This is a genomic window from Tunturibacter psychrotolerans, assembly GCF_040359615.1.
In the GTDB taxonomy this organism is placed as follows: domain Bacteria; phylum Acidobacteriota; class Terriglobia; order Terriglobales; family Acidobacteriaceae; genus Edaphobacter; species Edaphobacter psychrotolerans.
Genome location: NZ_CP132942.1, coordinates 2,075,539 through 2,098,497, shown reverse-complemented (window position 1 = coordinate 2,098,497; position 22,959 = coordinate 2,075,539). Strand labels below are relative to the sequence as shown.

Below are 22,959 nucleotides of genomic sequence, written 5' to 3'. Positions count from 1 at the left end.
AGTATAGAAATGACTGAGCGGAGCTATCATCGACACATCGAGGTTGGGCTGATATGCGATCCAATACCCGACGCACGTTCATACTTCGCGGATCATCTGCCATTTTTGTGTTAATTGTCTCCTGCTTCCTCCAGGCGCAGTCCCAGAGCGCCATTCTCACTGGAATCGTAAAAGACGCCTCTGGCGCAGTAATTCCCAAAGCCGAGATCGACTTGAAGGATGACAATGGCCAGGTTCTTAAAACAACCGCTGACAACTCAGGCAGTTTTACGATCGAAGGCACTCCCGGACAGTACGCGCTGACCGCTTCTTCTCAAGGATTCGAGATTTTCACTGAAACGGTTCACCTCACGGCGAACGCCAGTACCGAAAAACAACTTGTACTTCAGGTTGGCTCAAACGGATGCGGCGTCTGTGTGGTTCAAACAGAACCAATCCAGTTGCTCGACGAGCCACTCAACTTGCTCCTGCCTCTGAAACCGCTTCCCCCATTCAAGTTCCGTCCGAGAAGTCCTAAGAATCTCCACGTAACATAAAGCTGATGTCAGTCGCCGCTACCCTCCCCTTCGACCGCACCCAAATCCGACCCGGCGACCGCATCTGCGTAGCCATCTCCGGCGGTGCGGACTCCGTCGCCCTCCTCCTCACCCTCCACGCTGCACGCGAGTCCCTCGGCATCGGCCTCTCCGCCGTCCACGTCCACCACGGCCTGCGCGGCGAAGAGGCCGACACCGACCAGCGCTTCGTAGAAGATCTCTGCATCGCCCTCGACATCCCCCTCCACCTCCACCAAGCCAGCGTCCCCGCACGCGTCGCCCAAACCCACGAGACCATCGAAGAGGCAGCCCGCAACCTCCGCTACGAGTTCTTCGCGACACTCCTCGCCTCCGGCCACGCCGACACCATCCTCACTGCCCACACCCTCGACGATCAGGCCGAAACCGTCCTCATGAAGATCCTTCGCGGAGCCTGGACCGAAGGCCTCAGCGCCATCCATCCCGTCATCACCCTCCAAAAAGGAAAGATCCTCCGCCCCTTCCTCAGCAGCCGCCGCGCCGACATCGAAGCCTACCTCACACAACTCAACCAACCCTGGCGCACCGACTCCACCAACGTCGACACCGCCTACACCCGCAACAAAATCCGCCACGAACTACTCCCCCAGCTCCGCACCTACAATCCCAACCTCGACCAGGCCCTCTCCAATATGGCTGAGCTGGCCCGCGAAGAAGAGTCCCGCTGGCAATCAGAACTAACCCGCATCCTCCCCCAACTCCTCCTCCCCGGCAAGCCCGTCCGAGGCGGCGGCCGAGCCGTCAGTACCACCCCAGGCCAATCCGCCGTCTCCATCGAACTCGACCGCCTCCGCGCCCTCGATCCCGCCCTCCGCCGCCGAGTCCTCCGCGCCGCGGCCCGCCAACTCGGCGCCCGCCTAAGCTTCGACGAGACCTCCCGCCTCCTCGCCCTCTGCGGTTTCCGCCCCGACCCCACCGTTGCCGCACGCACCGGCACAATCCTTCATCTGCCCAGCGGCCTCCGTGCCGATCGCTCCCCCCGCGAACTCCGCCTCTACCGCGAGAAATAACTCCCATCAAATCATCACCTAGAACCGAAGCGAGTAATCCGCTCTCCACCCCATCATCGTCGCCAGAAAACCCCAATACACAGGCACGAACACCCCCAAATCAACCCAACCTCCATCACCCTAAAGTCACATCATTATTTCCCGCTTCAGACCCACGAATCCTTCCGCCAAGAGTAGAATCTAAATACTTGACCGAGGCAGGGTTTTTGCTGACAAACAGGAATACCCCACCAGCACAGAACCTTCCCTCACAGCCGCCGTCTAACCGTTGCACGTCTTCGCTTGCGAAGACTCTGTCTGACAAGTGCCAGCCGATTTCGAGGCCGACGCAGACTAGAAAAATGAGGAAATTCGCTTGAACTCGACCGTCAAACAAATTCTGATCTGGGTCTTCATGATCACCTGCCTCGTGTTCCTATGGCAGGTTGTCGTCAAAACAACCGGCGGCACTCAGGAAAAGAACATCAGCCTCACCACCCTCCTCAACGACGCCGACCAGGGCAAGATCCAGGACGTCATCGTCAACGGAGCTGAGGTCACTGGACACTACCGCGACGACGCGAAGAATCTCTTCCACACCACCATCCCGGGCAACTACCCCGACATGTACAAGACGCTCCGCGATCACGGCGTCAACATCACCATCAAGGACCAGAGCCCGAACCAGTGGCTTAGCCTCCTGATCTCCATCGCGCCCTTCGCCCTTCTCCTTGGCCTCTGGTTCTTCCTGCTCCGCCAGATGCAGTCCGGCGGCAACAAGGCCATGAGCTTCGGCAAATCGCGCGCTCGTCTGCTCTCCATGCAGCAGAAGAAGATCACCTTCAAGGATGTTGCCGGCGTCGATGAAGCCAAGGAAGAACTCAAGGAGATCATCGAGTTCCTCCGCGAAGCGCAGAAGTTCCAGCGCCTCGGTGGCCGCATCCCCAAGGGCGTCCTCCTCGTCGGACCTCCCGGCACGGGCAAGACCCTCTTGGCCCGAGCAGTAGCTGGCGAAGCCAACGTCCCCTTCTTCTCCATCTCCGGTTCTGACTTCGTCGAGATGTTCGTCGGCGTCGGCGCAAGCCGCGTTCGCGACCTCTTCGAGCAGGGCAAGAAGAACGCCCCCTGCATCATCTTTATCGACGAGATCGACGCAGTAGGCCGTCACCGCGGCGCAGGCCTCGGCGGCGGACACGATGAGCGCGAGCAGACCCTCAACCAGCTTCTGGTCGAGATGGACGGCTTCGAGTCCAACGACGGTGTCATCCTCGTCGCCGCGACCAACCGCCCCGACGTTCTCGATCCCGCCCTTCTCCGCCCCGGCCGCTTCGATCGTCGCGTCATTGTCGATCGCCCCGACATCCGTGGCCGCGAAGAGGTCCTAAAGGTTCATTCCAAGAAGGTCCCCATGGCCGAAGATGTGAACCTCAACATCCTCGCTCGCGGAACCCCGGGCTTCTCCGGTGCCGACCTCGCGAACATGGTTAACGAAGCTGCCCTCACCGCCGCCCGCTACAACAGAAAGTCAGTCCACATGTATGACTTCGAAGTAGCCAAGGACAAGGTCATGATGGGTGCCGAGCGCAAGTCCATGCTCCTCACCGACGAAGAGAAGCGCGTCACCGCCTATCACGAAGCCGGTCACACGCTGGTCTCCGCGTTGCGCGAGCACTCCGACCCGCTCCACAAGGTCACCATCATCCCCCGCGGCATGGCTCTCGGTGTCACCGTCTACCTCCCCGAGGAAGACCAGCACACTGTCACGAAGGACTATCTCGAAACCCGCATGGCCACCCTCATGGGCGGACGCTGCGCCGAAGAGATCTTCCTCAAGCAGATGACCACCGGAGCCGGCAACGACATCGAGCGCGCCACAGAGCTGGCTCGCAAGATGGTCTGCGAATTCGGTATGTCCAAGATGGGTCCCATGACCTTCGGCAAAAAGGAAGAGCAGATCTTCCTCGGCCGCGAGATCGCTCAGCACCGCGACTTCTCCGACGACACAGCCAAGCAGATCGACGCTGAGGTTCGCTTCTTCGTGGACGCCGGCTACAAGTCGGCCTACACCATCCTCGAGTCGAACCAGGACATCATGCACCGCATGGCAGCCGCCTTGTTGGAGCGCGAGACCTTGGATGCGGCAGAGATCAAGCTCATCATCGAAGGCAAGGAACTCCCCGCAGCCAAGTCCGCGCTCTCCGGCGTAGACCCAGGCAACGGCGGCGAAACCCAGAAGATCCTCAAACCGGAAGGCGGACGCAAGCCCGGCTTCGGCGAAGGCCAACCTTCTCCCGCATAATCAGCAACCAAACAAGAAACAAAGAATGGCAGCCCGCAAAGGCTGCCATTTTCTTTTCCCACAACGTCATCAAAAGGCGCCGAAGGCGCGTCAGCCTCGATGGCAGATCGCGCCGTGCGCGCAGCACGCCGTTGCCTTTACTCCCGAGTCCGCGAACTCCGGCCGGATCCATGTCCATTACTTCCAACGCCAGCAAGCTGCTTCCCGATAGCCTCATCCGCCACTGAAGTCGTAGCCTTCTGCGCATCGTCCTGCTTGCCGCGATCTTCGCCATTGATCTTCCCGTCAATGTCGCCGACCGAAAGACCCTTGCCACCGTTCATCTGCGATTCCACAGCATGCAGGCCAAACGATGAGGTCCACGGCCCATGCATATCCGTCTCCCCCTCACTACCGTCACCTGTAGACCCATTGAAGTATTCATCCACAATCCCCGGCGTAGGCTTCAACAATCCAACCGAGAACGGCGACTTCTCAATGCTATCCAGCGCCGCCTGAAACGCCTTCATGTGTGTAATCTCACGAGTCATCAGGAACTGCAGCGTATCGATCGATCCGGGATCGTCCGTATGGTCGATCAATCGCTCATACACAATCTTCGCCCGAGCCTCCGCCGCGATGTTGCTCCGTAGATCGACATCAATTTCGCCGGTAATCTTCAGGTAGTTCGCAGTCCACGCGTTCCCCATCGAATCAAACAGCCCAACGCCGCCACCTCCGGCGATCGTCACCAGCGGATCGGCTTCCGCAGCCTCACGATTCGTCTTCAGCGGCTTCAGGTGCATCCGAATCAACGCTCCAACAACCTCCAGATGGCTCAACTCCTCCGTGCCAATATCCAACAGCAGATCTCTCCGCCCCAGATCGTCCACGCAATTCCACCCTTGAATCGTGTACTGCATCGCAGCCGCAAGCTCCCCGTTCGCTCCGCCAAACTGCTCCAGCAACATGTTGCCGAAACGAACATCCGGCTCCCCGATATTGACCGTATACATCAGCTTCTTTACATGGTGATACATAGGAAGTCCTTAAAAATTGATTTGTCGTTCTTCCGTTCTGCGTACTACCCGTATGATGCAATCGGTCGCTCCGCACCGCGGAATCCCCAAATGAGCGCGTATAAATCTCCTATGCTCACCCACCCGCCCATCCTCCTCCGAATCGAGGAAGCCGCCCTCCTCATCCTCCCCATCTTCGCCTACCAGCATCTCCACTACAGCTGGCTCCTATTCACCATCCTCTTCCTCACTCCCGACCTTTTCATGCTCGGCTACCTGGCCAACGTTCGCCTTGGTGCCGCAACTTACAACCTCGTCCATACCCTGACCCTCCCCTTCGTCTTGCTTCTAACCGGTTACATCAAGCACTGGCATCTCCCCTCAGAGATCGCGCTCATATGGATCGCCCATATCGCCATCGACCGCCTCCTTGGCTTCGGCCTCAAATATCCCACCCGTTTCAAAGACACCCACCTCCAGCACATTCCCGCGCGCAGCAGCGCCACTCCATGAACCATCGCCACGATCAGCAAACCCCGCCATCAACAGCGCCCCCAATGCGACAATAGAAGAAGAACGCATGCGCCTCCTCACCCCGATCCTTCTCCTCACGCTCACCGGCTGCGGCTATCACCAGGCTGGCTCCGCGACCAATATCCCCGCCAGCGTCCGCACCCTCGCCGTCCCCGTCTTCACCACCAACGCGCAGGCCTTCCACACCGAGATGGCTTTCACCCAAGCCACCATCCGCGAGCTCAACACCCGCACCAAATACCGCATCCTCACCTCTGACTCCGACTCCGCCGACGCCACTCTCAAGGGCACCATCGTCAGCCAGACCGTCGCCCCCCTCACCTACGACGGCGCCACCGGCCAATCCTCCAGCTACCTCATCACCATCACCGCCAAAGTCCTCCTCACCGCCCACGATGGCCACGTCCTCTACCGCAACGACGGCTTCGTCTATCACGAGCAGTATCAGTCCACCCAGGACCTCAGCGGCTTCATCCAGGAAGATAACCACGCCGTCAACCGCGTCGCAAAAGACTTCGCTCAGGCCGTCGTAAGCGATATGCTGGAGTCGTTCTAATGGCCTCTCTCAAATCCTTCGCCTCCGTCGACCGATTCATCGCAGAGATCGCCTCCCCAGCTACCCTCCGACCCGCCTACCTCCTTCTCGGCGACGAGGTCTTCCTTTACGATCGTTGCCGCAAAGCCGTCCTCGCCACTCTCGCCCCCGAAGACACCCGCGACTTTTGCCTCCAGGACCTCGACCTCGCCGAGACCAGCATCTTTGAAGTCCTCGACCGCGCCCAAACCCCATCCCTCATGGCGCCCTTCCAGGTCCTCTTCGTCCGCAACCTCAAAACTCTCTACGGTCGCGGCAGCAAAAAGGAAGAGTTCGCTGCCATCGACGCCTACTTCCGCTCACCAAATCCACAAGCTCTCATCCTCTTCGTCGCCGACCATCTCCGCATTCCCACTGACCTCCGCAAGATGGACTATCAAGACAAAGAGCGCTTCGAAAAGATCCGCGAAACGCTGGGCGACTGGTGCGGCACCGTCGAGCTAGCCCGCGTCGACGAAAACGACGCCATCAAGTGGGTCACAACGACCGCCGAGTCCCGCAACGTAAAGTTTGACCCCGACGCCGCCCGCGAACTAGTCGACGCCCTCGGCGCCGACATGATGCTCATCGCCAGCGAATTCGAAAAGCTCCTCCTGTACGTCGAAGGAAAGAACCGCGTCACCCTCGGCGACGTAGAAACCATGGTCCTGGCCGCCAAGCAGCGCTCCCTCTACGAACTCACCGACGCCATCTCCGCCAAGGACCGCCCCCGTGCGCTTCTCCTCCTCCACGGCCTCCTCAATGCCTCCGACGGTGGCGAAGACGCGGCCATCGGCCACCTCTATATGCTCGCCCGCACCTTCCGCCAGATGCTCATCATCTCCGAAAAAAACGTGCGCGACCCCCGCGCCATCTGGCAGGTACTCTGGCAGGGCTTCCGCATGCCTCCCTTCGCCGCCGAAGACCTCATCAAGCAGGCGCGCCGCTACAAATCCCGCCGCGAGCTCACCCGCGCCATCCGCCTAGTCGCCCGCGCCGACCTCGAACTCCGCAGCTCCCCCGCCAACAAACTGCTCGTGCTCGAGCGCCTTATCCTCGACCTCTCCACCGAACCCAAACCCAACACCTACGACCCCTCCCAACAATTCGCCATAGAACTGTCATAGCAGCTCTCGGATAAGCCGCGTCGAACTAGAGGAAAGAGGCCGGACTTCGCCACCCGGCTCCTCACCGTAATTTCGTCGCGCAGAAACTAAGAGACCAATCTTTTGCGAACAACGCCCGCAACTGCAAGCATCCCAGTTCCCAGCAGAGCCAACGTCGCAGGCTCCGGAGTGATGCCGGTTTGAGTTTGATTGGGAACATAAGACAGCACCGTCGTCTCTTCACCCGTGAAATCCCCACCAGCAAATTTGACTGTCAGCGTATCTCCCGCAAACGAAAAGTCCACACCCAGATCATTCGACATCAGCGAAAAGCTCTTGAAGTCGGGATCAGTGAACTTCATTTCAAACGGTGCCTGGCCGTCACGAAATCCTGTATCCGTGATGGTGAGAGTCGAGCCGGTGAAATTCGCAGTATCCAAATTATCTGAGTCACTATAGCCGAACTCAGTCCCGGACCCTATAGTCACCTTGGTCCTCACATGGTTGCCAAAACCCGGAGGGACCCCTTTGTTTGCTGGATCAAAGAAATTGATTGGGAGCCCCTGGAATGCAAGAGACCCGGTGACCGATGTACCGATGCCGTCAGCGAGAACCGTATTAGCAGATAGAGACAGCACTCCCACCGCAAAGATAGACAAGATTTTTTTCATGGTTTTACCTCGATACAGTCCTTCTAAAAGCAATTAGCCAGCCAAAGAAAATCCACAGAGGAAGCGAGCGCCAACTAGTGCAACTCGCTGCGTCGAAATGGCGTTTATTCATTCGGTCTTGTAGTTGCAAGGCGATTGCCCCTTGCTCTTATGCACGAACTTGCATGCAAATGTGCAAAGACATTCCGAGATAGTCCGCCAACCGCTGACCCACATTCACATAGCCGCCCCACCTCCTGGTTCATCCCCTTCCCGGCCCACACAGTAATCTATGTCCATGAACCCTCTCGTCGCCCCCTCCTGGCTGGCCGCGCGCCTCGAAGACCCCTCGACCATCGTCCTCGACGCCACACTCCCACCCGTCGGCGTTACACCCCCGGTCGACACCCGCGCCCACTATCTCGAGCGCCACATCCCCGGCGCACTTTTCTTCGACATCGAGGATCTCTCCGACCACGCCACACCACTCCCTCACATGCTCCCCACGCCCGAGAGCTTCTCCCGCCGCATGTCCGCCCTCGGCGTCTCCGACAGCAACACCATCGTCATCTATGAGCAGCACGGCGTCTTCTCCGCCCCCCGCGCCTGGTGGATGCTCCGCACCTTCGGCGCCCAAAACGTCTACGTCCTCAACAGCAGCCTCCGCACATGGATAGACTCCGGCCTCCCCACCGAATCCGGTCCCGTCCATCGCGCTCCCGCAACCTTCCACGCCAACCTGAACCGCAACGCCATAGCAGACCTCGCCCAGCTCAAAGATCGACTCGCCCGCCACCAGCAAGTCCTCGACGCCCGATCCGCCACACGCTTCAACGGCACCGCACCCGAGCCGCGCCCCGGACTAAGCTCAGGCCACATGCCCGGCGCCACCAGCACACCCTTCACCGACCTCGTCGAAGACGGTCGCCTCAAACCAGCCGAAAAACTCCACGAATACTTCGCCGCCAAAAACGTGGACCTACATCAACCAATCACCACCACCTGCGGCTCCGGCGTGACAGCCGCGGTCATCGCCCTAAGCCTCGAAGTAGTCGGCGCTCAAAACGTAACCCTCTACGACGGCTCTTGGGCCGAGTACGCCCAACACCCCGACTCAGTCATAGAAAAAAGCAGCTAATCCCGCCGCAATCGTTATCATCTCTGCAAACACATGCCGGAACTTCCCGACATCACCGCCTACCTCTCGGCCCTTGCCCCACGCGTCGTAGGACAGCCGCTAACCCACCTCCGCATCGCCAGCCCCTTCCTTCTCCGCACCGTCCAGCCCCGCATCGAAGAGACCGAAGGCCACACCATCCGCGCACTCCATCGCATCGGCAAGCGCATCGTCTTCGAGTTCGACAACGGCCTCTACCTCGTCCTTCACCTCATGATCGCAGGTCGTCTCCACTGGCGCCCTCTTGGCGCAAAGCTCGGAGGCCGCAACAACCTCGCCGCTTTCGACTTCCCCAACGGCTCCCTCGTCCTCACCGAAGCAGGCTCCAAGCGCCGAGCCTCCCTCCATCTCTTCGCCAACGAAGCGGCCGCACAAGAAACAGACCCCGGAGGAATCGACGTCTTCGCCACTGATCTCGAAGCCTTCCGCACTGCCCTCACCGCCGAAAACCGCACTCTCAAGCGAGCCCTCACCGACCCGCGCATTCTCTCTGGCATCGGCAACGCCTACTCCGACGAGATCCTCCACGCCGCCCAACTGTCACCGATCCAACAAACCGCGAAGCTCGATCCCGCCCAATGGCAGCGCCTCTTCACCGCCACCCGCGAAACCCTCCAACTCTGGATCGACCGCCTCAACGCCGAAGCCGCCCAAGCCTTCCCTGAAAAAGTCACAGCCTTCCGCAAAGACATGGCCGTCCACGGTCGCTTCGGCCAACCCTGCCCCACCTGCGGCCAGCCCATCCAGCGCATCCGCTACGCCGACAACGAGACCAACTACTGCGCCCAATGCCAGACCAACGGCAAGGTTCTCGCCGACCGCAGTCTCTCCCGCCTCCTGGGCAAAGACTGGCCTCGCACACTCGACGAACTGGAAGCCCTCAAAAAACGCTAACCAGCTAGTACCTCCTCTTGTAATCGTCAAGCGATCCGCCATTCCACACAATCAAACAGCCTCCGGCCCCCGCGGCCCCTTAGCCCGCCGCAACACCGTCATCGATACATAAGCCCCTATCCACGACCCCACCGCAGCAAAGCAAACATAAACCCAGTTCTTCGTATAACTGATCACCGCAAACGCCGACAGCAGATACCAGACACTACTCCAGGTAGCTGCCGGCAACCGTCTCTGCGACGACACCGCCGCATTGAACATCACATAAACCGCATCCGTAGCCGCCGTGGACACCAACACACCCACCGCAAGCCATGGTTCTAGATGCACCATAGGCCAAACCTCCTCCATCATTCACAGAACAAAATCAACCAGCGAGCACGTATTCTAATCTCAACCCATAACAGACACGCATCGAACAAAGACCATCGGAGAGCGCTCCCCACATGCAAGAAGGCCGAGAAGACAGACAAAACCGAGAAGCCCCGCCTTGGAGACAGATCACCCTCTTCCTTCTCACCATCGCCATCCTGATCCTCTGCGCCCTCATCCTCCAGCCCTTCTTCACCGCCATCGTTGGAGCCATCGTCCTCGCCGTCGTCACCGAAGTCCCCTACAACTGGCTCTCCGCCCGCATTCGCAACCGCACCCTCAGTGCTACCGTCGCACTCTTCCTCGTCATCCTCGCCGTCATCGTCCCAGGCTTCTTTCTCATGCAGGAACTGAGTGAACATGCCCTCAAAGCCATCGTCTCTCTTCGCAACCCCAACGCGCAAAATCTAATCACCGACTACATCGGCAACCATCCCGCCCTCGCCAACCGCATCGAAGCCTTCTCCGCCTCCATCGACGTCAACACCGCAGCCCGCTCCACCGCCACCTATGTGGGCGGGAAAGCCGCAGTGATCCTCGCCAACTCCATCCACTTCATCACCGAACTTGTCGTCATGCTCTTCCTTCTCTTCTTCCTCTTTCGTGACCGCCAGGTCGCGCTCGAGGGCCTCCGCGCCCTCATCCCCCTCCGCGAAGACGAGACCGCGGAACTCCTCAATCGCGTCGACGACACTATCTACGCCACCTTCCTCGGCCGCCTCGCCATCGCCCTTGTACAGGGAGTTCTCGCCGGTCTCGCCTTCTGGGTGCTCGGCGTCCCCGGCGTCCTGCTCTGGGCCACCACCCTCACCGCCTTCGCCATGATCCCCGCGTTCGGTGCCTTCCTCGTCTGGGGACCCATCGCCACCTACCTCGGCCTCAACGGCCATTGGGGCAAAGCAGCTCTTCTCGTCATCTGGGGCGGACTCATCGTCAGCACCATCGACAACATCCTCTACCCCATCCTCATCGGCGGACATCTTCGCTCCCACACCGCCATCATCCTCATCACCATCCTCGGCGGCATCGCGGTCTTCGGCCCCCTCGGCATCATCCTCGGCCCGGTCATCTTCAGCATTGCCGCCAGCCTCCTCAACATCTGGCACGCCCGCACCAATCAAACGCTATCAGCCTAAGTGATCCGCCTCTTTTCGGGTCGTCATCCTGACCCTGAGCGAAGTCGAATGGGGAAGGATCACTGTATTTGCCTTTGTTTTTTTGCCGTAATCTTTCTTGCTGTCGTCCTCGAAGAGAATCTGCTTTTTCCTTTATTGTTTCCTTTCGCGAAACCGATTATTAATCTGCAAATTTGCCCGCAAAAACACGTGTCAAGCCCCAAACTCACCAAAACCCGCGCCAATCAAGAGAATTAGCGTTGCGCATCAGTTCCACCTAATTCACTAGACTAGAAATAAGGAACAAAAAAATGCCCCGCGACCAGCGGGGCATCCTTTTGTAACCGCAAACGAACATAAGCCGTTTGGAATGACGAATTTGACTATAAACCTTTTATTAAGACGAATTTGCAGAGAACAAAATTTGCAAATAATTGACCCTAAGGGACTTAGCTACACCACCCGGGGGGGGCACCCCCCTAAGGAATCGAATGCAACTAACGCCCCTTCCACTTAGAGGACAGCATCGCCAACTTGTCATCCATAGAAACCGGAGCCTTCACCGGTTCGGGCGCAATAGTCTTCACGCGGACCTGCGTCTTCAACATCGGCCCGCCTTGCCCCTTCGCCGCAGCCTGCAAATTTGGTGTTTGCCGCGGCCCTCGAGGCCCCGCCTCATGCAGCGCCTTGATCGACAACGCAATACGCTTCGTCTTCGCATCGGCAGACAGCACCTTCACCTTCACGATCTGCCCCGCCTTCACCGCCTCAGACGGATCCTTGATGAACTTCACCGACAGCTCACTGATATGCACCAGCCCATCCTGGTGCACCCCTATATCGACGAACGCACCAAACTTCGTCACGTTCGTCACCACACCTTCAAGCACCATGTCCGGCATCACATCCGACAACTCGCGGACACTTTCGTTGAAGCTCGGTGCAACAAATTTATCCCGCGGATCCCGCCCCGGCTTTTTCAACTCCTCCAGAATGTCATTCAGCGTAAAACTTCCTGCCGAAACTGCGCTCTTATCCACCTTCTCCAGCAGCTGCGGACTCTTGATCAACTCCTCAACCGGAGCCTTCAGCGAAGCCGCAATCTGCTCCACAACCGCGTACGATTCAGGATGAACCGCAGTCATATCCAGTGGATTCTCACCATCCCGAATCCGCAGAAATCCCGCAGCCTGCTCAAACGTCTTCGCGCCAATCCCAGGAACCTTCATCAATTGAGTCCGCGAGCGAAACCGTCCATGCTCATTCCGATAACTCACGATGTTCAACGCGGTTCTTTCCGTCACACCCGAAACATACCGCAGCAAAGTCCACGACGAAGTATTCAGGTCAACTCCAACACGATTCACGCAGCTCTCAATCACCGTCTCGAGCGACTGCTGCAACTGTCTCTGATCCACATCATGCTGATACTGACCAACACCAATCGACTTCGGATCGACCTTCACCAACTCCGACAACGGATCCTGCAATCGCCGCGCGATCGAGATCGCTCCACGCACCGTAAGATCCAGATCCGGAAACTCCTGCCTTGCCACATCCGAAGCCGAATAGATACTCGCTCCCGACTCGCTCACCGTCACCGAGAAGATGTTCTCCAACCCGCGCTCACGCAGGAACTCACGCACAAACGCATCCGTCTCCCGCGAAGCCGTTCCATTCCCAATAGCAATCGCCCGAACCTGATGCTTCACCACAAGAGCCTCAAGCGTCTTCGCCGCCGCCTCCGCAGCGCCCTTCGACGTATGCAGATACAGCACATCATTGGCCAGGAACTTCCCTGTCTCATCCACCACCGCAACCTTGCACCCGGTCCTCTGCCCCGGATCAATCCCCAGCACCGAGATCGGCCCCGCCGGAGGAGCCAGCAGCAGATGGTGCAGATTGTCCCGGAACACCTGGATCGCATCGAGATCCGAGCGCTTCTTCAGCTCCAACCGCAGCTCCCCCTGAATGGATGAGTTCAAGAGCCGTGACCAGCAATCCTCAATCGCCAACTCCAACTGCGGCGTCCAATCCCCCTGCTCCCGCAAAACCCCGCGCCGCAGCACACTCACTGCCCGTGCAGCCTCCAACTCGATCAAAAAATAAAGTACATTCTCACTCTCACCCCGACGAATCGCCAACATTCGATGCGACGGAATCGTCTTCACCGGCTCGCGATACTCGTAGTACATCTTGAACTTTTCCTGCTCATCCACCGCATCCATCGCTCTGCGGCTCACCACCACACCTTCATCAAACATCAGCGCACGCGCCGCTTTTCGCAAGTCGGCACTCTCGCTGATAATCTCCGCCACAATGTGCCTTGCGCCCTCGAGTGCCTCCTCAACAGAGGCAACGCCCTTCTCACCATCGACAAATCTCAGGACCATCGCGCTCAGCGGTTCATCCGAGATTCTCTGCTCCCACAGATACAGCGCGAGTGGCTCCAGTCCCTTCTCCCGCGCAATTGTCGCCTTCGTCCTTCGCTTCGGCCGATATGGCAGATACAGATCTTCCAGCTCACTCTTATCCAAAGTCGCTTCAATTCTCGCCTTCAAATCGTCCGTCAACTTGCCCTGCTCCGCAATCGAAGCGACAATTGTCGCTCGCCGCGCCTCGAGATCGCGAAAGTAAGCGACCTTTTCCTCGATATCGCGAATCTGCACCTCATCGAGATTCCCGGTAGCCTCCTTGCGATATCGAGCGATGAACGGGACGGTTCCACCTTCATCCAGCAGCGAAATCACTGCGATCGTGCCTTGCATTGGAAGGTTGAGAATTTGGGCGATGTGCAGCAAAACTGGGGGAGGGAGAGTACGTGCGTCAGTCATATACTTGTTTAGCAATCCTACCGCCAACAGCCTAGGAAAACTCGCCCTGACATCTTTCCACGTGCCGTCGATTACTGGATCCACAATTAATGGGCAGAAGGTGCAAGAAAGTATGGTCGGACAATTGCCCAATGCGGTAGAAGTTCTCACCGACATGTTGAAAAGCGAAGAGGCACTATTTCATGTCGCGCCAGTTCCTGCCGACGCCTACCTCAGCCACGATTGGGATTGAGAACTCAGCGACGTGTTCCATCTCTTGTTTAACAAGCAGCTGCAGTTCTTCAACTTCTTCAGGAACAACATCGAAGAGTAGCTCGTCGTGGACCTGCAGAGTCATCTGCGATCTGAGTTTGCGGTCACGGATGAGCTGGTCGATTCTGAGCATTGCCAGTTTAATGAGGTCGGCGGCGGTACCTTGTAGCGGCGTATTGATCGCAGTCCGCTCCGCAAAGCCGCGCATGTTGGGATTGCGAGATTGAATATCCGGAATTGGTCGAATGCGGCCGAAATACGTCTTCACTGATTGATCTAGACGCACACTTTCGAGCGTCTCCTTGATGAAGCGCTGAACGCCCTTGTAGCGGTCGAAATAGGTCTCGATGTAAGTCTTCGCGGTCTTCTGGTCGATGTTAAGTTGTGCAGCGAGGCCGAATGGACTAATGCCGTATACGATGCCGAAGTTAACTGCCTTAGCACGAGCGCGAGTCTCTTTATCCATTGTGGCCATGTCAACACCGAAGACCTCACTAGCGGTCAGCGCGTGAATGTCTTTGCCTGTCCGGTAGGCATCGAGCAGCAAAGGGTCCTGTGAGAAGTGTGCCATCAAACGCAACTCTATCTGCGAGTAGTCCGCGGACATCAACACATTGCCTTGCGCTGGGATAAATGCGGCGCGAATCTCCCGGCCGAGAGCAGTGCGGATGGGAATATTCTGCAGGTTTGGGTTGGTACTGGAGAGGCGGCCAGTCGCTGTGCCTACTTGGTTGAAGGTAGTATGAATACGCCCCACGCCATCGGTGAGCTGCGGCAAAGAATCGATATAGGTTGATTTCAGCTTCGCTAGTTGGCGATATTCGAGTACGAGCGCAGGAACCGCATGATGTTCTGCGAGCTCCTCAAGCACATCTTGAGCAGTAGAAACAACTTTGCCCTTGCCATACTTCATCGGTTTTGGAAGAAGCATCTTGTTGAAGAGGACATCGCCGAGTTGCTTAGGCGAGTTGATATTGAAACGATGGCCAGAATCCCTATAAATACGTTCGGCCAGATTATCTATATCCACAGCGAGTCGAGTCGACATCTCGCCGAGAACAGCAGAATCGATCCGAACACCAGCCTGCTCCATACGCAGTAAAACAGGTACCAGCGGGAGATCCATGGTCTCGTAGATACGTGTAAGGTGAGCTGATTCGATCTGACTCCGAAGAACATCGGAGAGGCGATGTACAGCGTTCGCAGCTTCGGGCAAGAGATTAGCAATCTCCGCGTCACTTGGCATCTTTGAGGGGTGGGATAGGGCACGGTCAGTAAAGCGGGCCGTGACATCAGGAAGAATGTGAGAACCATGTGTCGGGTTGATGAGATAGCTATATAACATCACATCATCGCGGATACCGGCCAAGACGGTTTGATGAGCTTCAAGTGCACGGAGCACGGCTTTGAGATCATGGACATGCTTTGGGAGGGTTGGGTCTTCAAGCGCCTCTTTTAGGCCGAGCGCGCGGAGCGATACGACCATCGCGGAGTTAGCCGACGTCGTGAGACCAATTTGTAGAGTGGTCGAAACGTTCGACATGCGCTGGTTCTGCGGCTCCGACTCCTGGGTTCCGAAGAGAGACATAGACTTGGACGGCGGCGGTTCGGGTTCTGCCTCTTCTTCCACAGACACGTCCGTGGAGACTTCTTCTGCAAGAGCTCGGGCATCTTCAAAGACGGCTAGAGTCAACCCTTTGATGTTTCCCGAAACATCTACCGATCTGGCGTCGTCCAGCAATTCACTTATTTGTTCTGATGTCGGTGACAAATTGTACGAGATGGGGGCGCTTACGTTAGATGGCGCCAGTTCCTTTAGCAAAGTTGTGAATTCAAGCTCCGAGAAGAGTTCACGACATGCTGCATTATCGGGAGGCTGGGTGAGCATATCGTCCAAGTCGTAATCGATAGGCACGCTCGTATGGATCGTAACGAGTTCTTTTGACAGAAGAATATTGTCGCGATTGTTTTGTAACGATTCACGATACGTTTTGCGCTTTACCTCATCGGCGCGATCGAGCGCGGCCTCGACGTTACCAAACTGTTGGATGAGCTCGACGGAACCTTTATCGCCGATGCCTGGGGCACCGGGAATGTTGTCGATCGAATCGCCGCGGAGCGCCATCACGTCAATCACACGCTCCGGCGGGACACCAAGCGCAGCTTCAACGCCGGGAGGATCAAGAATGAGATTGTCTTTGGTTGGATTGAGAATGAACACGTCGTTGGTAACGAGCTGCATCATATCCTTGTCAGAAGAAACGACGTAGACTTTGTGGCCCAGAGCAGAGAGCTTACAGGAAAGCGTCCCTATAACGTCGTCGGCCTCGAATCCCTCGTAACTAAGGATCGGGATGCGAAAAGCCTCAAGGGCTCGGCGGATGAAAGGAAGCTGTTGGGTAAGATCGGCGGGCATTTCTGTTCGATTGGCCTTGTAACCGAGATAGTCGATTTCCTCGAACTGCTGGGTCTTGATATTGAACTTCTTAACCGCCTTCATCTCGCGCGCGCGTTCGTCTCGAAAAACGGGCCCAGACAAGTCGTAGATGGCCGCAAGATAATGCGGAGAAAAGTCTTTACGTAGCTTGTTGATCATATTCACAAAGACATAGGTCGCCGCAGTAGGTATCCCCGTCCGCGTTGACATCGGGCGCTGACGCTGCATTGCGTGATATGCACGGAAGATAAAGGCCATGCTGTCAAGCAGGTAGATAGGAGGCTTGGCCGACGATGCGGTTGGATTTGCTTGATTTAATATGTTCGACATGACTCGTTAGATGGTAGCGCGTACGGGCTCAATAAGGATTCGCCTGCGAGAGTAGTGACGGTCGAATCGCGGTTTAGAGAAGCAGCATGCAGTCACCATAGCTGAAGAATCGGTACTTTTCCTGGATGGCGTGTACATACGCTGCCCTTATCAGTTCTTTTCCGATCTGGCTTCCTGCAAAAGCGCTTACCAGCATAAGCAACGTCGATTCTGGGAGATGGAAGTTTGTGAGGAGACCTCCCACGATCTTGAACTCGTGACCGGGGCTGATGAAGATGCTGGTCTGGCCAGAGTGAGGCGTGAGAACATTCCCTGCGGATGTCAGGGCGCAATGTTCAAGTGTACGAGTCGTTGTGGTTCCAGCTGCAATGATTCGTCGGCCCTCTCTGAGGGCTGTGTTGATGGCTTTAGCCGTAGCAGCAGGAAGTGTGTAGTGCTCGGAGTGGAGGCGGATGTCTTCGACCTTTTTTGCGCGGACCGGCTGGAAGGTGCCGAGACCAACATGCAGGGTAATGGTCTCAATCTGTATGCCATTTTCTTTGAGTTCGGCGATGATTGCCGGCGTAAAGTGCAGGCCCGCAGTCGGAGCAGCGGCGCTTCCGGATTGTCGAGAGTACACCGTCTGGTAACGTTCGCGATCGGCCCTATCCTCGCGATGGATATAGGGCGGTAGAGGCATGTGGCCTATCTTGTTGAGGACGGCGAGGAAGTCTGGCGCTGGGGAGAAGCGGAGGGTGCGTTCGCCGAACTCGGAAGCCGAGAGGACTTCGGCTTCCAGCACGGGTTCGACCTCATCAGCGGCATGAAAAAGGAGGCGTTCGCCGGGTTGGATTTTTCTGCTGGGGCGAACAAGCGCGGTCCACTCCCTATCGGCAAGTTGTTGGGTCAACAGGACTTCGATGCGGCCTGAAGGGTCGGGGGAGTTTTGTTGAGTTTGTTGGCTGCGCGCGCGTCGCGTAGAGGCGGGCGGGTAAAACACGGCTATCGTTGAGGATAAGCAGGTCGCCGGGTTGGAGAATTTCGGGGAGATTACGAAAAAACTTGTCCTGGTAGCGGCCGGTAGCTCGGTCGAAGAGGAGCATGCGGCTGGAGCCGCGAATCTCCGGTGGGGACTGGGCTATCAGCTCTTCGGGGAGGTCGAAATGGAAGTCGGATACGAGCAATCTATGTCAATTTTAGCGGTGAAAACGTGGTGAGTTGTGTGGTGAAACGTGGTGAAGAGATGGTGTTTTGCATGGTGAATTTTCGTCTTCGAAAAATATGCCAACTTTTCTAACTTTTTTTTCGGGAATTATTCTTTCGGGATTCGGCCAGTTCGACGGAGCGATCGAGGGCGGCTTGAACGGCCGACTCGTCGGCGGTAGTTAGGAGGGGCCAGCCTATGAAGACTCGGGAGAACGGTTTAGGGATGAGGAAGCGGTCCCAGGAGCGAAGTTGCCAGGCACGCTCAGGGAGGACATAGAAGGTCCCGACCGGGCTGTCGACGAGTTGGGCCAGCTGTGTGACGCCGGGTTTGGCAATCATGGCGGGGCCGCGAGGGCCGTCGGCCGTAATGGCGCAGTACTGGCCCGCCAGATAGGCGCGGTGCATGTTGCGCAGGCCAAGAGAGCCTGACCGTGAGCTTGAGCCGCGGATGGCGACGTAACCGAGGCGCTCCACGGTTCGAGCTATGAGTTCCCCGTCGAAGCTGGGGCTGATGAGGATGGCGATGTTGTGGTTGCGGAAGTGCCAGGCGCTGGTGAGCAGGCACCGATGCCAGAAGGCATAGATAGCCGGCGGTGGCGCGTCGAAGCCCAGTGAGGCGCCGGGGTCGCGAACATCTTCGAACCGGAGGGTCATGCCAAGGAAACGGATCGCGGCGCTCGCGAGGCGCGGGACGATAGCGAGGGCGAGCCTTTGCTTCAAGGTGTAGGTGGAGGACACTTCGTCCAGTTTACCTGCGCCCTCTGCTCGCAGAAGTTATGGAAAAGATTCGGCGAAAATCTGGAAAAGGTTTGCTCCCGTTTACGATCAATTTACTGGGAACGTGGTTTGATCACCCTGTTCGCGAGAGGCCTGCCCTATGCGCCGCTTCAATCGGTTCTTTCTTCTCTCTCTTTTCGCTGCTCTGCTTTCCGGGATTGTCGGAAACGCACAGACGACGGTCGCCCCGCCTCCAAATGCAGATGTTGAGGAACTGAAGCAGACGGTGCGTGACCTCGCTTTGCGGGTGAGTGCGCTCGAGGCGGAGCTGCAGAAGCAACGGACCGTGCAGACGACAGAGATTGCGACGCTGAGGCCTGCGGCGCTGACCCTCGCTCCGGCTGCAGACATTCGAAGAAGCGTGGAAGCTGTGTCCAGCAGCGGCGCGGCTCCGGTGCCGGCAACGATCGCGGCAACTCCCCAGGCTCCGGCAGCGCAAAGTTCGCCTGTTGCCGCCGTCCTGCCGACCCAACTACCCGGGGGCGCCACGTTGAACTATATGTTCGATGGGTATTACGGCTACGACCTTAATCATCCTATCGGGCGAGTGTTGTATTTGAGGGCCTACGATGTGCTGAGCAACGCGTTTAGCGTCAACCAAGCCGATGTGGTGTTCGCGCTTGACCCTGATGTCGCAAATGGGCGGCGGTATGGAGTTCGAGTGGATCTGCAGTTTGGACAAGCTACCTCGACCTTGCAGGGAAATCCAGCGAACGAAGCACGGCCGGATATTTATAGGAATATCTTTCAGGCATATGGGACTTATGTTGTTCCGTTAGGCAAGGGCCTTACGGTGGACTTCGGCAAGTGGTCAAGTTCGCTGGGAATCGAGGGGAACTATACGAAAGACCAGGTCAACTACTCGCGGTCGTTCTTTTTTAACTATTTGCCTTTCTACCAGGCGGGGCTTCGAACCAGTTTCAAGGTAAACGACAAGCTTGCTCTGAACTACTGGGTGGTGAATGGAACCAATCAAACTGAGCCGAATAACTCGTTCAAAGACGAGCTGTTTGGATTTACGGCGCAGCCTACGAAAAAGATTTTGTGGAATTTCAACTATTACCTCGGACAAGATCATCCCGATAGTCAGCCTGCTACAAATTGCACGGCGCCGGTACAGCCAGGGTTGTGCCTACAGGCGATCAACCCTGCGCCGGATGGAAAGATACACATCTTCGACAGCTATGTGACCTGGAACGCGACGCCGAAGCTGACGTTCTCGCTCGAGGGTGACTATGTCATTGAGCGTGAATGGGCGCACGCGGAGCCGGGCGAGTCTTCCGCCCCATCCCATGTCGATGGCGGGGCGGCCTACGCGCGTTACCAACTGACACCGAAGATGGCGTTGGGAGGACGGACAGAGTATCTGTCGGATCGTGGCGGTTTGTTTAGCGGGACGACGCAGGCGTTGAAAGAATTCACAGGAACCTATGAGTACAAATTCGGCGAGGGCTTCCTGGCGCGCGCGGAGTATCGAAGAGACTGGAGCAATGTTCCGTACTTTTTGACGAACAAGCCTGGGGTGCTAACGGCTGATCAGCCCACGATGACCGTGGGCATGGTGTGGTGGGTTGGAGGCAAGCAAGGGGCCTGGTGAGTTTTACGCTTCGGCGAAGTTCTAGCTGTATTTGAGCCAGCGCAGGAGTTCGGGGAGATTGGGCTTTTTGCCGTACATCAGAATCCCGACGCGATAGATGCGGCTGGCGACCCAGAGAATGCTGACTATCGTGAGGCTCATCAGAACGAAGGAGAGGCCAATCTGCCAGGGTGGCACGGTGGTGAGCGAGATGCGGAAGTTCATCAGCAAAGGACTGCAGAATGGAATCAGTGACACGATCTGCGCGAGGGTTGAATCAGGGGCGCGAGTGATGACAAAGATCATAAGGAAGCAAAAAGCCAGAGGCAGGACGAGGAACATGTTCAGTTGCTGCAACTCTTGTTCGGAGTTGGTCATCGCACCCAGGGCGGCCGCAATGCTCGAGTAGACCAGAAACCCGAAGATGAAATAGATGATGAAGAAGAAGATCTGCGTGGCGCTGATGGGGGCGTGGCCTCCACCTATCAGGTTGGTCGCGAGAGGGGTTGCGCCGAGGACGGCAGCAGCGAGCATCCATACTGCGATCTGAGTTATGCCTACCGAGCCGACGCCAAGAATCTTGCCGGCGAGCATCTCGTCGGGCTTGATGGTCGAAAGCATAACCTCGAAGACGCGGCTGGTCTTCTCTTCGATGATGGAGCGTGCCGTGTTCATGCCATAGAGCATGATGACCATGTACATGAGGAAGAAGAGAAGATAGGCGGCGCCAAAGGCAGTGCGGCTGTCTCCGGTTTTGCTCGTGTCGATGACAACTGGTGCCATGAGGGCTGCGATGTCGGAAGCGCCCATTCCCTGTCGCGTGAGCCCTTCGCGAGTGATGACGTTCTTGATGGCGGTCGAAAGATCGTCTTCCGTCGTGACGTCGCCTGCCGAGCGTGGGACGTAGGTGAAAGCCGGGCGCGCGTTGCTCTGCGAGGGCGGTGTAATCCAGAGATAGCCCGTAAGGTCGCCGTGCTTGCTGGTCAGATTCTGATCGAGAGTGGCGCGAGTGGAGTCGCTGTTCGACGTTGATGGGGCGAGAAGGTCGACCGTCATACTGCTGTTCTTCCCGGTCAGAAGCTCATGCTTGAGATCAGCGGCAAAGTTGGTATCGGACGAGACGATGGCGATGTGCGCGGAGGATTTTGTGCGCGATGCGAGATAGCCGCTGCCGAAGACGAAGCCACCCATGAGAAGCGGAATAAGGATGGTAGCGACGAGGAACGCCTTGGTGCGAATGCGCTCCAGATACTCGCGCCTGGCGATGAGCCAGATGTTATGCATTGACGTGAACTCCTGTAGACTGCGAGGCCTGCGATGTTTCAGTTACCTTTTCGATGAAGATCTCTTCAAGCGTCGGCTCCATGACTTCGAAGCGAGTGACGCGGGCTTTGACGATCGCCGCGGCGAGGAGCGCCTGCGCGTCGGCGCCTTCGTTGAGACGGATCTCTGCGTGTCCACCGTAGTTCTTTGCCGAATGGATGGTGGGGTGATTGAGGAAGGAGTCATCGCCGGTGAAGTTGATGAGAACGCGGTTGACGGGATAGCGGGACTTGATCTCACGCATGGAGCCGGACAGTACCAGGTGGCTGTTGTGAATGAGGCAGATGTTGTCGCAGAGCTTTTCGACCTGATCCATGCGATGGGTGGAGAAGAGGATGGTGCGGCCTTGTTTGCGAAGGTCGACGAGGGTGTCCATGAGAAGGACGGCGTTGACGGGATCCAGGCCGCTGAACGGCTCGTCCATGATGATGAGCTCAGGCTCGTGGAGGAGGGTGGAGATGAACTGGATTTTTTGCTGCATCCCTTTTGAGAGCTCTTCGGTCTTTTTGTGGATCGCTTCCGTGATCTGCAGCTTTTCGCACCAGATGTGTGCGCGTTTCGAGGCGGTAGTGGCGTCGAGGCCGTGGAGCTGCCCGAGGAAGATGAGTTGATCCATCACCTTCATCTTTTTGTAGAGGCCACGCTCTTCGGGGAGATAGCCGACGCGCTTGAGAAGGCTGCGATGAAACGGTTGACCGAAGAGGCTGATGGTTCCGGAGTCGGGGACCGTGATGCCGATCACCATGCGGATGGAGGAGGTCTTGCCTGAGCCGTTGGGGCCCAGGAGGCCGAACATGCTGCCGGGTTCGATGGTGAAGCTGAGGTCGGCTACGGCGATCTTGGTGTCGTAGGCTTTGCGGACATGTTGCAGTTCTACGATGGACATGGGTTCTCTTCTATGCTGAGTTTATCAGGCGATTCTGCAGCGTAGCGGTGGGGCAGCCCGTGAGAATTCAATCTAT

At 57.4% G+C, this 22,959-nt stretch carries 20 protein-coding genes; 10 read left to right on the top strand and 10 right to left on the bottom strand.

What is annotated here, in order from left to right; translation table 11 throughout:
• The first annotated feature begins 53 nt into the window (after positions 1 to 53).
• The 3 genes from RBB77_RS08665 to ftsH all read left to right on the top strand — a co-directional run bounded on the left by RBB77_RS08665 (position 54) and on the right by ftsH (position 3,863).
• On the top strand, positions 54 to 536 hold the full coding sequence (locus RBB77_RS08665; protein WP_353066503.1) for a carboxypeptidase-like regulatory domain-containing protein: 483 nt from the start codon (positions 54 to 56) through the stop codon (positions 534 to 536).
• 5 nt (positions 537 to 541) lie between these two features.
• Positions 542 to 1,585, top strand: coding sequence for a tRNA lysidine(34) synthetase TilS (tilS, locus tag RBB77_RS08660; protein WP_353066501.1), 1,044 nt, complete (start codon positions 542 to 544; stop codon positions 1,583 to 1,585).
• A 355-nt stretch (positions 1,586 to 1,940) separates the two neighbouring features.
• Positions 1,941 to 3,863, top strand: coding sequence for an ATP-dependent zinc metalloprotease FtsH (gene ftsH / locus RBB77_RS08655; protein ID WP_353066499.1), 1,923 nt, complete (start codon positions 1,941 to 1,943; stop codon positions 3,861 to 3,863).
• A 137-nt stretch (positions 3,864 to 4,000) separates the two neighbouring features.
• Here ftsH and RBB77_RS08650 read toward each other — a convergent pair whose 3' ends face one another.
• Positions 4,001 to 4,882 carry a manganese catalase family protein gene (locus tag RBB77_RS08650; RefSeq protein ID WP_353066497.1) on the bottom strand — a complete coding sequence of 294 codons (882 nt, stop codon included), beginning with the start codon at positions 4,880 to 4,882 and terminating at the stop codon, positions 4,001 to 4,003.
• 90 nt (positions 4,883 to 4,972) lie between these two features.
• Here RBB77_RS08650 and RBB77_RS08645 point away from each other — a divergent pair, with 90 nt between their 5' ends.
• The 3 genes from RBB77_RS08645 to holA all read left to right on the top strand — a co-directional run bounded on the left by RBB77_RS08645 (position 4,973) and on the right by holA (position 7,096).
• Positions 4,973 to 5,374: a DUF4260 domain-containing protein gene (locus tag RBB77_RS08645; protein WP_353066495.1), complete on the top strand. Its 402-nt coding sequence runs from the start codon at positions 4,973 to 4,975 to the stop codon at positions 5,372 to 5,374.
• Positions 5,375 to 5,441: 67 nt separating this feature from the next.
• The gene (gene lptE, locus RBB77_RS08640; RefSeq protein WP_353066493.1) at positions 5,442 to 5,951 is read left to right on the top strand and encodes an LptE family protein; all 510 of its coding nucleotides are present in this window, start codon (positions 5,442 to 5,444) and stop codon (positions 5,949 to 5,951) included.
• Entirely contained in the window at positions 5,951 to 7,096 is a 1,146-nt protein-coding gene (gene holA, locus RBB77_RS08635; protein WP_353066491.1) for a DNA polymerase III subunit delta, read from the top strand. Before lptE ends, holA begins: the two co-directional genes overlap by 1 nt.
• A gap of 86 nt (positions 7,097 to 7,182) precedes the next feature.
• Here holA and RBB77_RS08630 read toward each other — a convergent pair whose 3' ends face one another.
• Positions 7,183 to 7,746, bottom strand: a complete 564-nt coding sequence (locus RBB77_RS08630; protein WP_353066490.1) for a PEP-CTERM sorting domain-containing protein — start codon at positions 7,744 to 7,746, stop codon at positions 7,183 to 7,185.
• 271 nt (positions 7,747 to 8,017) lie between these two features.
• On the opposite strand from RBB77_RS08630, the gene sseA reads away from it, so the two are divergent.
• Together sseA and RBB77_RS08620 are read left to right on the top strand one after the other, a co-directional pair.
• Positions 8,018 to 8,863 (top strand): 3-mercaptopyruvate sulfurtransferase, encoded by an 846-nt coding sequence (gene sseA / locus RBB77_RS08625; protein ID WP_353066488.1) that lies wholly within the window; start codon positions 8,018 to 8,020, stop codon positions 8,861 to 8,863.
• Between the two features lie 33 nt (positions 8,864 to 8,896).
• Complete coding sequence (locus tag RBB77_RS08620) at positions 8,897 to 9,796, top strand: Fpg/Nei family DNA glycosylase (protein ID WP_353066486.1); 900 nt, start codon at positions 8,897 to 8,899, stop codon at positions 9,794 to 9,796.
• A gap of 51 nt (positions 9,797 to 9,847) precedes the next feature.
• Here the strand turns inward: RBB77_RS08620 and RBB77_RS08615 are convergent, their stop codons facing one another.
• Positions 9,848 to 10,129: a hypothetical protein gene (locus RBB77_RS08615; RefSeq protein WP_183976040.1), complete on the bottom strand. Its 282-nt coding sequence runs from the start codon at positions 10,127 to 10,129 to the stop codon at positions 9,848 to 9,850.
• Between the two features lie 113 nt (positions 10,130 to 10,242).
• Between RBB77_RS08615 and RBB77_RS08610 the strand changes: the two genes are divergently transcribed.
• Complete coding sequence (locus tag RBB77_RS08610) at positions 10,243 to 11,304, top strand: AI-2E family transporter (RefSeq protein ID WP_353066484.1); 1,062 nt, start codon at positions 10,243 to 10,245, stop codon at positions 11,302 to 11,304.
• 476 nt (positions 11,305 to 11,780) lie between these two features.
• On the opposite strand, the gene RBB77_RS08605 is transcribed toward RBB77_RS08610, so the two are convergent.
• The 5 genes from RBB77_RS08605 to RBB77_RS08585 all read right to left on the bottom strand — a co-directional run bounded on the left by RBB77_RS08605 (position 11,781) and on the right by RBB77_RS08585 (position 19,059).
• On the bottom strand, positions 11,781 to 14,117 hold the full coding sequence (locus RBB77_RS08605) for a Tex family protein (RefSeq protein ID WP_353066482.1): 2,337 nt from the start codon (positions 14,115 to 14,117) through the stop codon (positions 11,781 to 11,783).
• A gap of 175 nt (positions 14,118 to 14,292) precedes the next feature.
• The gene (gene polA, locus RBB77_RS08600; protein WP_353066480.1) at positions 14,293 to 17,136 is read right to left on the bottom strand and encodes a DNA polymerase I; all 2,844 of its coding nucleotides are present in this window, start codon (positions 17,134 to 17,136) and stop codon (positions 14,293 to 14,295) included.
• Between the two features lie 73 nt (positions 17,137 to 17,209).
• The gene (gene queA / locus RBB77_RS08595; protein WP_353066478.1) at positions 17,210 to 18,115 is read right to left on the bottom strand and encodes a tRNA preQ1(34) S-adenosylmethionine ribosyltransferase-isomerase QueA; all 906 of its coding nucleotides are present in this window, start codon (positions 18,113 to 18,115) and stop codon (positions 17,210 to 17,212) included.
• Entirely contained in the window at positions 18,003 to 18,299 is a 297-nt protein-coding gene (locus RBB77_RS08590; protein ID WP_353066476.1) for an S-adenosylmethionine:tRNA ribosyltransferase-isomerase, read from the bottom strand. The genes queA and RBB77_RS08590 overlap by 113 nt, the downstream gene beginning before the upstream one ends.
• 109 nt (positions 18,300 to 18,408) lie before the next feature.
• Positions 18,409 to 19,059, bottom strand: coding sequence for a lysophospholipid acyltransferase family protein (locus tag RBB77_RS08585; protein WP_353066474.1), 651 nt, complete (start codon positions 19,057 to 19,059; stop codon positions 18,409 to 18,411).
• Positions 19,060 to 19,198: 139 nt separating this feature from the next.
• On the opposite strand from RBB77_RS08585, the gene RBB77_RS08580 reads away from it, so the two are divergent.
• Positions 19,199 to 20,695 carry an outer membrane beta-barrel protein gene (locus tag RBB77_RS08580; protein ID WP_353066472.1) on the top strand — a complete coding sequence of 499 codons (1,497 nt, stop codon included), beginning with the start codon at positions 19,199 to 19,201 and terminating at the stop codon, positions 20,693 to 20,695.
• A 21-nt stretch (positions 20,696 to 20,716) separates the two neighbouring features.
• Here the strand turns inward: RBB77_RS08580 and RBB77_RS08575 are convergent, their stop codons facing one another.
• Positions 20,717 to 21,958: an ABC transporter permease gene (locus RBB77_RS08575; RefSeq protein ID WP_353066470.1), complete on the bottom strand. Its 1,242-nt coding sequence runs from the start codon at positions 21,956 to 21,958 to the stop codon at positions 20,717 to 20,719.
• The gene (locus tag RBB77_RS08570) at positions 21,951 to 22,883 is read right to left on the bottom strand and encodes an ABC transporter ATP-binding protein (protein WP_353066468.1); all 933 of its coding nucleotides are present in this window, start codon (positions 22,881 to 22,883) and stop codon (positions 21,951 to 21,953) included. The genes RBB77_RS08575 and RBB77_RS08570 overlap by 8 nt, the downstream gene beginning before the upstream one ends.
• Positions 22,884 to 22,959: the final 76 nt, after the last annotated feature.

Bases quoted from the DNA above. Each gene is read 5' to 3' on its own strand.
- RBB77_RS08665 (WP_353066503.1), top strand. From the start codon at position 54: ATGCGATCCAATACCCGACGCACGTTCATACTTCGCGGATCATCTGCC.
- tilS (WP_353066501.1), top strand. From the start codon at position 542: ATGTCAGTCGCCGCTACCCTCCCCTTCGACCGCACCCAAATCCGACCC.
- RBB77_RS08650 (WP_353066497.1), bottom strand. From the start codon at position 4,882: ATGTATCACCATGTAAAGAAGCTGATGTATACGGTCAATATCGGGGAG.
- RBB77_RS08645 (WP_353066495.1), top strand. From the start codon at position 4,973: ATGAGCGCGTATAAATCTCCTATGCTCACCCACCCGCCCATCCTCCTC.
- lptE (WP_353066493.1), top strand. From the start codon at position 5,442: ATGCGCCTCCTCACCCCGATCCTTCTCCTCACGCTCACCGGCTGCGGC.
- holA (WP_353066491.1), top strand. From the start codon at position 5,951: ATGGCCTCTCTCAAATCCTTCGCCTCCGTCGACCGATTCATCGCAGAG.
- RBB77_RS08630 (WP_353066490.1), bottom strand. From the start codon at position 7,746: ATGAAAAAAATCTTGTCTATCTTTGCGGTGGGAGTGCTGTCTCTATCT.
- sseA (WP_353066488.1), top strand. From the start codon at position 8,018: ATGTCCATGAACCCTCTCGTCGCCCCCTCCTGGCTGGCCGCGCGCCTC.
- RBB77_RS08620 (WP_353066486.1), top strand. From the start codon at position 8,897: ATGCCGGAACTTCCCGACATCACCGCCTACCTCTCGGCCCTTGCCCCA.
- RBB77_RS08615 (WP_183976040.1), bottom strand. From the start codon at position 10,129: ATGGTGCATCTAGAACCATGGCTTGCGGTGGGTGTGTTGGTGTCCACG.
- RBB77_RS08610 (WP_353066484.1), top strand. From the start codon at position 10,243: ATGCAAGAAGGCCGAGAAGACAGACAAAACCGAGAAGCCCCGCCTTGG.
- RBB77_RS08605 (WP_353066482.1), bottom strand. From the start codon at position 14,117: ATGACTGACGCACGTACTCTCCCTCCCCCAGTTTTGCTGCACATCGCC.
- polA (WP_353066480.1), bottom strand. From the start codon at position 17,136: ATGTCGAACATATTAAATCAAGCAAATCCAACCGCATCGTCGGCCAAG.
- RBB77_RS08580 (WP_353066472.1), top strand. From the start codon at position 19,199: ATGCGCCGCTTCAATCGGTTCTTTCTTCTCTCTCTTTTCGCTGCTCTG.
- RBB77_RS08575 (WP_353066470.1), bottom strand. From the start codon at position 21,958: ATGCATAACATCTGGCTCATCGCCAGGCGCGAGTATCTGGAGCGCATT.
- RBB77_RS08570 (WP_353066468.1), bottom strand. From the start codon at position 22,883: ATGTCCATCGTAGAACTGCAACATGTCCGCAAAGCCTACGACACCAAG.